This is a genomic window from Candidatus Eisenbacteria bacterium, assembly GCA_035712145.1.
Taxonomy (GTDB): Bacteria; Eisenbacteria; RBG-16-71-46; order RBG-16-71-46; family RBG-16-71-46; genus DASTBI01.
In genome coordinates, this window is sequence record DASTBI010000158.1 from 1 (window position 1) to 12,395 (window position 12,395).

Here is a 12,395-nt window from a genome sequence, read left to right on the forward strand (position 1 = left end):
GCCTCGTAGTCCAGATAGCCGAGCGTCTGCGCGGCGACACCCTCGGCTTCCGGCTCCTTGGATGCCTCCGCCAAGGCCAGCGCCTCCAGTGCGCGCTCCCGCGCTTCAGGTCGCTGACCCGCGCTCAATCTCGCCATCGACTCATCGGCGAGCATTCGAGCCCGCGCGCCTGGCGGCAGGCTTTCCCGGCTCGCCGTCTCGACGATCCGGAAGACCTCATCCGGCTGTCCGGTTCTCTGCGCTGCGCGGCACAGCATCACCCAGCGATCGGCGCGTCTCGGCCCAGAAGGCTCCAGCTCGAGCGCGCGACGCAGATGATGCGCCGCGGGCACGAACAGCCTGCGCTCCATGAATTGCCTGGCCGCGCGCTCGTGCCATTCCGCCGCGGCGTCCGGAACCTCGGCCTCGGCGAGGCTCGCCGCGAGACGCGCGACTTCGGTGTCGGGGCCTTCCTCCAGCACCAGGGCGGCTTCGTCGAGCGCGGCTCGCGCCTCCCCCGCGCCGCGCAGGTGATGGAAGCGCTGGAGCCGGCTGAGTTCAGTCAGGCCGAGCGCCATCCGGTGAAGCTCGCGGCGACGCTCGTTCGGGATCTCCTCAGCCAGTCGATCGGCGAGGAGCGGCGGCCAGAGCTGAATGGCTCCGGAGACCTGCCGCGTCGCCAGCCCTGAGTCGATCACCGACTCGATCGCATCCGCGCCGGCCTCAGGAAGGAGTCGGGCGATCTCATCGGCCGACAGCGCAGCCCTCCACACCGCGAGCGCCTCCGCGAGCATCCGCGCCCTGGGCTCGAGCGCCGCGCAGCGGGCGAGCAGTGATTCCTCGTAGTCCGCCGGCGCGCCCACTTTCGAGAGCGCGTCTTCATCGACGCGCATTCCGGCTTCGTCTTCGACGACCGCCCCTGCCGCCACCGCGCGACGCAGGAGCTCGACGGCCAGTCCGGGATGTCCCCCGCTCCGGGACCAGAGATCGTGCTCGAGCGATGGAGGAAGCGTGTCGCCGAGCCGAACCGCGGCGAGACGGGCGAGTCCTTCGCGCGAGAGCGGCGGCAGTTCGATGCGCTCCGCGAGACCGGTGGCCACCATCATCGCCTCGTCCTCGGGCACGCGATCGGCGCGGCGTCTGGCCCACAGCCACGCCACCGTGGATGGCTCGGGTCGCGAGATCAGGCGGCGCACCCAGGCGCGCGACCACTCATCGAGCCGCTCGGCGTCATCGATCAGCACGACAGGGCTGCCGGCGCGGGACAGGGTGGCGATCCATCCCGACGCTGCTTCGGTCCAGGTCTCGACGTTGGCACTCGTGGCGTCACGGAGCCCGAGCGTGGCGTCGGCGTCGGCGCCGGCCTGGAGGGCCAGCCGGCGCAGCAGCGTCATCGCCGTCGCGCGCGGCTCCTCGAATGCTGCGCTCGAGAGATGGAACACCGGCCGCCCCGCGAGCGTCGCGCGATGGGCGAGCTCGGTGAGCAGCGCCGACTTCCCCGCACCCGCCACACCGGAGAGAACGATCAGCCTCGGGCGCAGCGGCGTTCGGCTCCACCAGCTCTCGAATCGGGTCAGCTCGGACTCTCGGCCGGCGATCGACTCGACCTCGATGCGCTCTGCCAGCGGCCGGCGCGCCGCAGGGTGCATGGCCTCCAGCGCTCGGCGGACTTCGCGGGCGTCGCGTGGCCGCTCCGCGGGCGACGCGGCCATCAGTCGGTAGATGAGCTGGATGAGCGCTCCGGGAGCTCCGGCCGCTTCGAGCGGTCCGGTCGACGGCGCACTCTCGCGCTGGCGCCGCAGCACCGCATCCACGGTCTCGCCCCCGAACGGTGGACGGCGGGCGAGCAGGGCATAAAGCGTCGCCCCGAGGCCGTACAGGTCGTTCGACGGACTGGGCGTCTGCCCCGCAACGATCTCCGGAGCCGCGAAGCCGGCGGTTCCCGCATGGCTCTGCCCGGTGCGTCCGATCAGCGTGGCGAGTCCGAAATCGACGAGCTTCACTTCGCGAGGCAGCGCGCCGGGCCGATCGCCGGGGAGCACGATCAGGTTCTCGGGCTTGAGGTCGCCGTGCACCACATTGGCCGCGTGCAGGACCTCGAGCCCGTGAGCAACGCGCGCCGCGACGTAGAAGATGGCGGCGCGATCGTCGGAGGCAAGAGCCCGGTGGGAAGGCAATCCGGGCACGTATTCCATGGTGTAGTAGGGAACCCCATCGGGCGAAACGCCGAACTCGTGCACCGCCACGATCGACGGGTGGCGCACTCGGGTGAGCGCCTGGAACTCGCGGCGCACGCTGTCCGCCAGGTCGGCTTCCTGCACGTGCAACCGCTTCAGCGCGCACTCGAGGCCGGTCGTGGTGTCACGGGCCAGAAAGACCTCGCCCATGCCGCCGGTCCCGAGACGTCTGAGCAGCAGGAATCGACCTGCGAAGCGTTCGATCATCGTTTCCGAGAGAGGGCGATCGGTGGATCCGAGGATGCGCGGCCAGAGTCTACACCCCGGTCCGACCGCGGCAACTCCCTCTGGGCCGCGGAGCTACCCGCGCGAAGCCCCGGACTCGAGAGCCGGTGGAAGGCGATCTAGGGAATGAACCCGATCGAACCCGGCCTCGTTGTCGGATAATCCAAAGTGTTCCGAGCCACCATCGTGTGTCTGACGGGAGGGTCCCATGCTTCAGAGCGCCAAATCCAGGCGGCTGCTCTCCGCCGCAGTTTTCGTCCTCGTCGCGTTGCTCTCCGTGGGGTGTGGCGATGACGATGAGCCGAACCGTCCGCCATCGGGCGGCGGCACCCTCGAGCTCAACTCACAGAACCTCGTGAACGGCGGGGTTTACGCGCACACCATGCCGGCCACGCTCACGACCTACAACTATCACTGCAAGTTCCACAGCGCGATGACCGGTTCAGTGATCGTGGCCACCGGAGGCGCAGCCAGCGCTTCCGTGAGCATCACCGACAACGCCTTCAATCCCACGACGGTGACCGTAGGCCCAGGCGGAGTGGTGACCTGGACCAACAACGGGAGCAGCACGCACACCGTCACCAGCAACTGAGGAGTTGACCAGGCCCTTCGAGGGCCGGTCCAAGCCGGCCGGTCCGGATTACCCCGGGCCGGCCGTGGCGTTTCAGGGTCGATGCGGCGTGTGGCACCTGCGCCACAATTCAGAGCCGCGGCCCGGCTCGAAACGCTGCAAATCAAGCGGTTCCGGCGTTCCCCGAGCCCCTCTCGAATGGCACGTCCCCTGCGTTGAACCCTGACCGAACAGCTCCTTGCCGGGGATGGAGGTCGAGCTCATGTCGTTCCGATCGAGATTCCAGCGCCTGGTGACGATCGCCGTGATGGCGGCTGTCGTCCTCGGGACCGTCGCGCCGCTGGCGGAGGCCAAGAAGCGGCACCGCCGGTACAAGGGCCGTGTGGTGGAGCGGCGTGTCGTCGTGGAGCGGCGGCCGGTATACCGCTCGGTTCGGGTCGTTCGTCACGCGCCCTACGCGCGGTACACGGTGTGGCGTTCCGAGCGTGGGCCCGTGATCGCGGGATTTCTCGGCGGGCTCTTCCTGGGAGCGACGCTCTCCAACGCGGCGCCCTATGGATTCGTCTACTGGGACTCCTACTGCGACCGCGGGTTTGCTTCGCTCGAGATGTATGACGTCCATCTTCGGCGTCACCCGCACGAGCACGTGATCCAGGTCGTCGAGGCTCCGTACGGATACGAGTCGGTCGACCTGCACTCCTGCCCGGATTGCGGCGGGGAATACTGGGGCGACGAGCACCTATGTGACGAGTGAGTTGTGGTGGGCACCCGTGGTGGCGTGGCCGGAGACGGGGAGCGTCCAGGTTGCGCAGCGGGTCCCACCCGAAATGCGGCGGGCGGCGTCGGAAGACGCCGCCCGTTCGCTTGATCCCCTAGGGCTTCAGGCCGCCAGGTATTCGCTGGTCGCGAAGGAGTGCTCCTCGGGCTTCAGCACGCGGACCACATGACGGTCCTCGGGCATTGGACTCCATAGCTCGGCATTCTCTTCGGGCGCCGAGCTGCCGTCGGGGTTGACCAGCACGCGGCACATCGGTCGCCTCACGTCCTCCGGATTCGGACTCAGCGAGAGCACCAGGTGTCCCGTGTCGGTCTGCATCACCGAGCCGGCCGGGTAGAGACCGACCGTCTTCACCAGCGCCCAGAGGACCGCGGGGTCGAACGTGACGCGGCTCGGCCCCAGCATGTACTGCAGGGCCTCGAACGGGGTCCGCGGACGGCGGTGATAGGCACGGTGCGCGGTGATGGCGTCGAAGCAGTCGGCCACCGCCACCACGCGGCTCAGTGTGGCCTGCCCCCAGTCCAGATCGATCTGCGGATAACCGCTGCGATCGAAGTTCATGTGGTGCTCGAGGCACACGCGCAGCGCGTCCAGTGTGAGCGGAGTGAGCCCGGGCATGCGGCAGATCATCTTGACGCCTTCGATCGGGTGGCGCTTGACCATGTTCCACTCGTCGTTGGACAGCTTCGCCGGCTTGCGCAGCACGTCCCCTGGAACGGCGATCTTGCCGATGTCGTGGAGCAGTGCCGCCACGCCCAGATCCGCCAGCACCTGACGCGACTGGCCGAGCGCCTGCCCCATGCCGATCGACAGCACGCTCACGTTCACGCAATGGGCGTAGGTGTACTCGTCGTGATCGCGCATCGCGGTCAGCCCGACGACCGAGTATTCGTGGCGCATGATGTTGTCGACCACGGGCTGGACCAGGCGCTTCGCCTGACGCAGATCGGGGCGGCCAGTCTGATGAGCGCGCAACACGATCTTGCGTGTGCCGAGCACGGCGCGCCAGAACACGCGCTTCGCCCGCCCACGCTCGGTGCTCTCCTTGCGGTCCTCGAGATCGCGGGTGAGGTCGTCGGCGTCCAGCTCCACCGCCGGCACCGGGATCACGCCATGGATGTTCGCTTCGCGCACCATCTCCACCAGGCGGTCGGCGATCGAGGTCTCGTCGGCGGCGACGAACAGCTGGAAGAACCTCTCGAGCTCCGCCTCGTGCACGTCGGGCAGGAATCGGAGCCCGCCGAGCTCGCGGCGCTCGAACTCGGACATCACCGAGTGGTAGACGCTCAGCATCGACGGCTGCGCCTTGATGCGAACGCCGTTCAGATAGAAGTAGTCCGCGACCGCGACCAGCGTGACTTCGTCCTCCTGGTCCTCCTCCACGAGCTGGGTGATGACCTCGAGGAATTCCTTGAGCTGGCGCCTGAATGCCTGGTTGGTGACATCGTGCGTGCGGGCCGTCCGCAGGAGCGCGTTGAGACGCACCAGCAGCTTCAGGCCGAGCTGTGCGCTCGCCGTCCCCTCGCCGCCTTCGGGCGAGCGCAGTCCGGGATCCACGCTCATCCGCCCAGCCCCGACAAGGCATCCTCGCACGCCTTCCGCACCGGACCCCGCTTCGACAAAGCGCCGCGCTGGAGCACCATGCGCGCCTCGTCGCTGCCGATCCGCGCCAGCACTCGGGCCACCGCCTGACGATGCGCTTCCTGGCCGCGGGCGAACCAATTGCCCTTGAGCAGCTCGGCTTCGAGCGTCGGCACCGATTCGTCGCCACCCACGGCGCCGAGCGTGGAGTACACGGCCCGCCTCTCATCGGCGGACCGGGTCTCGAAGTTGGGATCCTGGAGATGAGCCAGCAGCAGCCGCGCCACCGAAGCGTCGCGCTCGACGGAGAGCTGATGCAGCACCGCGCAGAAGAGCCGGGTGTCAGCGTTGTCGAGCAGCTTGAGCAGCACCGGGCGCGCGACCGGCGGCTCCACCTGGCCGAGGGCCGCCACCACCTCGTAGCGCACCCTCGGTTCGGGGTGCTTGAGCGCGGTGCGCAGCATGCCGACGATCGGGTTGCCGCCGATCCAGCCCAGGATGTGCACGACGTTTCGCACCACGTACCAGCGCCGATCCATGAGGTACGGCGCCAGGCGCTCGGGGTTCTCGCGGCAGAGTCCCGCGATCGCCTCGGCCAACAGCCGCCGGTTGCGCCGCTGCTGGCTCTCGCCGAGCACTCCCGTCAGCAGGTCGATTCCGGGATCGCCGAGCGCCTTGGCGAACTCGATGAAATCCAGCATCGATTGCGTTTCCTGCTGGTCGAGATGCTCCACGGTGGTGCCGATCGAGATCGGCTGCAGCATCTCCTGCACCAGATTCGCCAGAGCCACCCCGCCGTCTCCGCGCAGCAACGCGATCGCCTCACGCGCTTCGAGCCACGCGCCTTTCGACAGCGCGAGGCGAAGCAGGCGCGGGGTGAACTGCTGGATCTCCACACGGTCGTCCGGCGTCACCTCGGAGGACAAGGCGGCGCGGATGATCGCCAGCGCGGTCGTGGTCGGCGACACCTCGTGCTCCGCGGCGAACTCGCGATTGAATCGCTCCACCTCCCAGGCCGACATGGCGTCGAGCTCCGCGAAGCCGGCCTCGATCTCGACCGTCAGCTCGCCCGTGGTCCAGTCGTCCGAACGGGTTCCGGGCTCGTCGCTCTCGACCGCCACCGGCGTGGCCTCCGGCTCCTCGCTGGCTTCCGGCTCGAGACCGCCCTGGGGCCATGGCACCGTGGCCGCCGCCTCCGATCCCGGCACTTCGCCACCGCCGATGTCGCCATCCGACGGCACGTAGTCGACGTCGAGGTGATCGAGTCCGGCTTCCCACAGGAGCGTGACGAGGTCGTCCTGACCGAAGTTCTGGCCGGAGACCTGAAGCACGGAATCGAGCAGGACGTCGACCTCCCGCTCCTCGATCCCGGGCGAGAAGGTCAGGCCGCGGATCCCGTCCCGGTGGAAGGGCAGCGCGAGGTTGTCGTCACGGGAGCGCGCGGGATAGAGCGAATGCTCCTCGAAGAGAACGTCCTCGGGCGAGAACTTGAGCGTGAAGGCGCCGTGCTCCTCGAGCAGACGGCCGAGCGAGGCGTAGAGATCTTCGCGGAAGCGGATGACGGTGGGGTTGTTGCCGTCGTAGAGCCGGCAGGTCTTGAGCGTCCGCCCCAGCTGATTCACCCACGCTCCCACCAGCCGGGTGATGGCGTCATCCGGTTCGCGGGCGGCAGCTTCCTTCTCCGAGTGGGCTTCGGTGTTCATTCCGGAATCCATCCAAGGACCAAAGCCTGGGGATCGATTCCGGTTTCGGCACCCTGACGAGGGGTCTTGAGGCGCCATCCCGGCGGGGAAGACGAAAGGGCGGCACGTTGCCGTGCCGCCCTTTGACGTGATGTGGTTCCCGGGGACTATGCCCGTCGGACGTTGCTCGCCTGCAGACCTTTCGGGCCGCGAGTCACCTCGAACTCGACCCGATCACCTTCGGCGAGCGTCTTGAACCCGTCCATCTGGATGGCGGAGAAGTGCACGAAGACATCTTCCCCACCCTCTTGGGAAATGAATCCAAAACCCTTCGCCTCGTTGAACCACTTCACGGTACCGAGTGCCACTGAACTACTCCTTACCTCTTGGGTCTTGCGACCCTCCAACGCCGCCTTCCGCGTGGCGGCCCGCCCGGTCGGCGTGACCGATCCTCGGTGCCGTGCGGCCGAACATAGAAACAGCCGCCAGTTGTCGCTGGCGGCATGCATTGGACAGCCGGTACCACAGACAACCGAAGTCGCAGGGAATATCGGCCAGTGCTCCCCGAAACGCAAGGCAGAATTGGCGTCGCGCAACCTGAACGCATGCAATCAACTGCCGCGTCGAATCTTCAGCGACGTTGACGCGCCGCGATCGCAGCGGCCAGGCACGCGCCCCCGAGCATGGTCCAGATCGAGGCCGCCATCGGCGTCGTTTCGGCGCCGGTGAAGTCCAGACCGGGCGCTCGATTCAGCGGACCCGCATACCAGAGGAGCAGGTAGATCACCTCGAAGAGCTTCGAGCCGCGGCTCCAGGAGCCCAGCGCCGTGGCGAGCGCAGGGACGAACAGGGCTCCGGCGACCGAGCCGTAGATGGCTACGAGATCCCCCGCCACCGCCCAGCGGATGAGCCCGCCGAGCGAGATCGCGAGCGCCAAGAGGGCGCCGGCGGCCCATTGCGCGAGCACCGGTCGCACGATTGGGCTCGGCGCCGCGCGCAGCAACCCTTCCACGCCGTGAACCGCCTCGCGGTTGCCGAGCGATGACCACAGGAACAGCGGCAGGATCCACAGCGCGGGAAGGATGCCGCGAGCCACTGCTCCCAGTGGCGCGAGCAGCGATGCCGCGAACAACCCTGCGGCCACGACGAGCCCGGCTCTCGGGACGCCCCGAAGCATGAGCTTGAGCTCGGCCAGGACCAGAGGGAGAAGGCTCAGGTCCAGCGCTCCTTCGAACGGAGTCAGTCGTGTTCTGCGTTCGGCCATGGGCGCCGAAGGCGCGGGGATCGCGGGGGCCATTCCGAGCCGCCGGCGCCCCGGCTTCACGGGGGACTCGGCGGTGTCGAATCGATCGAAAACCCAGGCGGCCATCATGCAGATGGCGAATGCCAGAAGGAGCCACGACAGGCGGGCCGCCACCATGCCGCTGGTCCATTCCATTCCTTCCCAGCGATACGTGGTGAGATCCCAGTTGCCCGAAGCCTTGAAGGTGAGTCCAAGGCTCATGTCTCCCTTTTCGGCGTCGTAATCGGGAAATGCTCGCTTGCACGCCGCGATCATGCTGGGCGTGAAGAGCGAGACCCCGAGCAGATCGAACGAAGCGCCGCGCATCGTGCCCTGGACCAATCCGAAGCTCCACAGGATGAACCACGCGACGTTCCCCATGCCTCCGCGCAGGACGGGTACCACCTCGAACAGCACCGCGAGCGCCGCCACCACCGCCATGATCGGGATCGTCCCGAGGAGAAATGGAGTGATCAGCGGGAGCGGCGCAATCCTGGGATCCTCGCCGCGGATCCACTGCATGACACCCGCGCCGACCATCAGCAGAAGGACGATCGAGACCAGGATCGCCAGGTTGCTCAAGCTCTTTCCGACGACGTAGACGAGCTTCGGCACCGGCGTGCCGGCGAGGATCGCGCCGACGCGAGAGCGGCGATCGCCGGTCACGGCGTTCTTCACCACATAGAAGCCGACCATCGACAGGAAGATCGAGGTGAGCAGCGAGACCACGCTGCCCACCCAAGCCGAGTTGTAGATCCCGCGATGGCCGCCGAACTGCATGGTGGCGTAGGGCGCATGGTTCGGCGGAAGGAAGACGTAAGCGGCGTAGAGCGTGATGCCCATGGTCACCAGGAAGGCGGGCCGCCGACTGCGCTCGAGGAAGTCCGCGCGGGCGATACCCAGCAGCGCGCGAGCGGGACTCATGGGGTCATCGAGCGAGCGCCGCGCGGTGCATGGCGAGGCTGCGAAGGTAGGCGTCTTCGAGAGCCGGTGTGGCCGGCGTGGCCTCCGGCGAGGGACGCTGGTCCGACACCACGCGCACGTGAACGCCGTCGCCGCGCCGAGCGGTGCTGCTCACCAGGTGCGAGTGCTTGATCTCCTCGAAGCGCGCGCTCGGAACCACCCACTCCCAGCAGCTTCCCTGAGCGGCGGCGAGCAGCGCTTCGGGCGTGGTGTGCTCGATGAGACGGCCCGACGCGATCAGCGCGATGCGCGTCGCCGAGGCTTCGACGTCGCTGACGATGTGTGTCGAGAGGACCACGACGCGCTCGCCCGCCAGCTCCGCCAGCAGGTTGCGGAAGCGCACGCGCTCCTCGGGATCCAGGCCGCCGGTGGGCTCGTCGACGATGAGCAGCCTCGGGTCGTTGAGCAATGCCTGGGCGATCCCCACACGCTGGCGCATTCCGCCCGAGAAATCGCCGAGCCGGCGGTTCGCCGCGTCGAGGAGATGCACGAGCTGCAGCAGCTCTTCGATCCGTGCGCGCGCGGCACGGGCCGGAATCCCTTTCACGGCCGCGAGGTATTCGAGGAACTCTCGGGCCGTGAGGTTGGGATACACGCCGAAGTCCTGCGGCAGGTACCCGAGCACGCGCCGAATCGCGTCGGGGTCGCGCGCGGTGTCCCTGCCGTTCCACGACACACGGCCGGAGCTGGGCCGGGTCACGGTGGCCACGATGCGCATCAGCGTCGACTTCCCGGCTCCGTTCGGACCGAGAAGGCCCAGGACGCCAGGCCCCACGTCGAGACTGAAGTCGGACAGCGCGAGTACGTCTCCACGATACCGCTTGGAGACGGACTGGATCGTAAGCTCGAGCACCCGGCTCAGCCCACGCGCGCCGCGAGCCAGTCGTGCGCCGCGGTCACCACCCCGCGGTCGATCGAGTGCCCGCCGGGATGCCAGTGGAGCGTGACGTCCGCGCCGGCGCGAGTGAGCAACGCGGCGAGCCGCTCGGCCTCGGTCACCGAAACCAGCGGATCGCTGCGCCCGGCGCCGAGGAACACCGGCGTACCGGTGAGGTCGGGCAGCGGATCCGGCTCGATCGGGACCATCGGCGCCAGCAGCACACCTCCGGCCAGAGTGGCGGGATGAAGCAGCATGACCGCGCTCGCGATGTTGGCGCCGTTGCTGAACCCCGCCGCCGTCACCTGGCCGAGGCCGTACTCCGCGCGCGCCTCGGCGACGAATTCCGACAGGGCCCTGGCGCGGAGCTTCACGTCCTCTTCGTCGAATACGCCCTCGCGGATGCGACGGAAGAAACGCGGCATGCCGTTCTCGAGAACGTCTCCCCGCGGGCTGAGCAGCGCCGCGTACGGATCGAGCATCGGCCCGAGCGGGAGCAGATCGAGCTCGTTGCCCCCGGTGCCGTGGAGCAGCAGCAGTGTGCGCGGCTCGAGCTGGCCGCCGGGGGCTGGAACGTAACGGTGGACGTATCGCACCGGCGCAGCTTAGCGGACTGGGACCGGTCGCGCGCACCTCTGATACCCTGCGGCCGTGCGCGCCCTCCTGGTCCTCGGCGTTCTCTCGCTGGCGGGCCTCTTCGTGGGGCTCGGCCGGATCGATTGGATGGACGCTCGCGAGGCACGAGACGCGTGGATCGCGCGTGATCTGGTCCAGCGGCGCGAGCTGCTGACGCCCTCGCTCGGCGGCGTGCCGCGCTTCGAAAAGCCGCTGCTGGCCTACGGGCTCGAAATTGCCGCCGCGTCCCTGACGCCGGACTCGCCCGCCGGACCGCGCGCCGTGAAAGCGGCGCTCGCGGTCGCGCTCGTGGTCCTCACCGCCTGGATCGGCGCGCGCCACCTCGGAGCGCGCGCGGGCGCCATTGCCGGCGTGGTCCTGGCCACGTCGCTCGCGCTGCCGGTCGCATCGCGGTCGGACGGCACCCAGCTCTTTGCCACGCTGCTGGGATGGCTCGCGTGGGCCGGCCTTGCGAAGGTTGCGTTGGGGCATCCGTCGCGAGCCCGCCTCGCATCCTACGCCCTGATGGCGATCCTCCTGGTCGTGGCCGGGCCCTTTCCGGCTTTCTGGCCGCTGGCGGCGGTTGTGCTCCACGCGCGACGCCATCGGATCGCGGAGAAGGGCCCGAGTCTCGGCGCCCTCGCTGGATTCCTCTTCGTCGTCGGATGGGGGCTTCCATGGTACGGCGCGATGCTGGAGCGTCACGGTGCGCCGTTCGCGCTCGCGCTGCCCGCGTTTCCCTACGGCGGCGAGCCGGGGTCGCCGTGGTACGTGGCACCGGCGCGCGCGATCGGCTTCATGGTCGTGGGCTTCTTTCCGTGGAGCGCTCTCCTCCCAGCCGCGGCGCTCTACCGCTGGACCGGCGAAGGCGGCTCCGACTTCGCCACCAACCGGGTCACCGACCTGCTGACGGTGACGTTGCTGACAACCCTGGTTCCGCTTCTCTTCGCGCCGGCCGCGCCCATCCCGGCCATCCTGCCCGCGCTTCCAGCGGCAGCGATGCTGACCGGCGCGCTGCTCGATCGCGTCTTCACGGGCGAAGCTTTGGCCGCGCGCGCGACGGCGCAGGCATCATGGCTGATCGCCGGGTCGGGCACGGTGGCGGCGTTGATGCTCGCGTGGATCGCCCGCCGCCTGGAGCTCGGAGCTCCCGAGCTCCGATTGATGGCGGCGTTCCTGTTCCTCGTCTCGTGGGCTCCGGCGCTCGCTTCCTTCATCGGACGCGTGCGCGCCGTGCCGGCGCTCATCACGCTGGTCGTTGCCGCAGGGACGCCGCTCGCGGCATGGAAAGTCCTTCCGGCGCTGGAGGACCGCCTGAGCGCCGGACCCGTGGCGAGCGCGATGAACCAGGTGTCGGCGCCCGCCGCGCGGCTGCTGGTTCTGGAGCCGCCGCCGGTGTCGCTGCGAATGAGGCTCGAGCGTCCGCTGGCCTTTCCGCGGAGCCTCGTGTCCGGACTCCGCGAGCTGCGCGGCGAGGACGGATGGACCTACGTCGCCTTCACGCCGCGGCGTCAGTCCGAGGTGGCTCGCGCCGCGGCGCCCGCGCCGCTCGAGATCCTGGCGCGCAGCCCGATGCTCGTGCTGGCGCGGGTGGGCAAGCGATGA

General features: G+C 68.9%; 10 protein-coding genes. 3 read left to right on the forward strand and 7 right to left on the reverse strand.

The annotated features are described in order from the left end of the window. Positions 1-2,423 (reverse strand): protein kinase (locus VFQ05_09800; GenBank protein ID HET9327054.1); only part of this gene is annotated, 2,423 nt, incomplete at its 3' end. A 226-nt stretch (positions 2,424-2,649) separates the two neighbouring features. Here VFQ05_09800 and VFQ05_09805 point away from each other — a divergent pair. After that, positions 2,650-3,033: a hypothetical protein gene (locus VFQ05_09805; GenBank protein ID HET9327055.1), complete on the forward strand. Its 384-nt coding sequence runs from the start codon at positions 2,650-2,652 to the stop codon at positions 3,031-3,033. A gap of 241 nt (positions 3,034-3,274) precedes the next feature. Next, positions 3,275-3,766, forward strand: a complete 492-nt coding sequence (locus VFQ05_09810) for a hypothetical protein (GenBank protein HET9327056.1) — start codon at positions 3,275-3,277, stop codon at positions 3,764-3,766. A 126-nt stretch (positions 3,767-3,892) separates the two neighbouring features. Here the strand turns inward: VFQ05_09810 and VFQ05_09815 are convergent, their stop codons facing one another. The 6 genes from VFQ05_09815 to VFQ05_09840 all read right to left on the reverse strand — a co-directional run bounded on the left by VFQ05_09815 (position 3,893) and on the right by VFQ05_09840 (position 10,771). Beyond that, positions 3,893-5,353 (reverse strand): HD domain-containing phosphohydrolase, encoded by a 1,461-nt coding sequence (locus tag VFQ05_09815; protein ID HET9327057.1) that lies wholly within the window; start codon positions 5,351-5,353, stop codon positions 3,893-3,895. Then, a complete protein-coding gene (locus tag VFQ05_09820; GenBank protein ID HET9327058.1) occupies positions 5,350-7,074 on the reverse strand; it encodes a HEAT repeat domain-containing protein in 1,725 nt (574 codons plus the stop codon). Before VFQ05_09820 ends, VFQ05_09815 begins: the two co-directional genes overlap by 4 nt. 146 nt (positions 7,075-7,220) lie before the next feature. After that, positions 7,221-7,421 (reverse strand): cold-shock protein, encoded by a 201-nt coding sequence (locus VFQ05_09825; GenBank protein HET9327059.1) that lies wholly within the window; start codon positions 7,419-7,421, stop codon positions 7,221-7,223. Between the two features lie 263 nt (positions 7,422-7,684). Next, complete coding sequence (locus tag VFQ05_09830) at positions 7,685-9,259, reverse strand: hypothetical protein (GenBank protein ID HET9327060.1); 1,575 nt, start codon at positions 9,257-9,259, stop codon at positions 7,685-7,687. Positions 9,260-9,263: 4 nt separating this feature from the next. Beyond that, positions 9,264-10,151: an ABC transporter ATP-binding protein gene (locus tag VFQ05_09835; protein HET9327061.1), complete on the reverse strand. Its 888-nt coding sequence runs from the start codon at positions 10,149-10,151 to the stop codon at positions 9,264-9,266. Positions 10,152-10,156: 5 nt separating this feature from the next. Then, entirely contained in the window at positions 10,157-10,771 is a 615-nt protein-coding gene (locus VFQ05_09840) for an alpha/beta hydrolase (GenBank protein ID HET9327062.1), read from the reverse strand. 55 nt (positions 10,772-10,826) lie between these two features. Between VFQ05_09840 and VFQ05_09845 the strand changes: the two genes are divergently transcribed. Then, complete coding sequence (locus VFQ05_09845) at positions 10,827-12,395, forward strand: hypothetical protein (protein HET9327063.1); 1,569 nt, start codon at positions 10,827-10,829, stop codon at positions 12,393-12,395.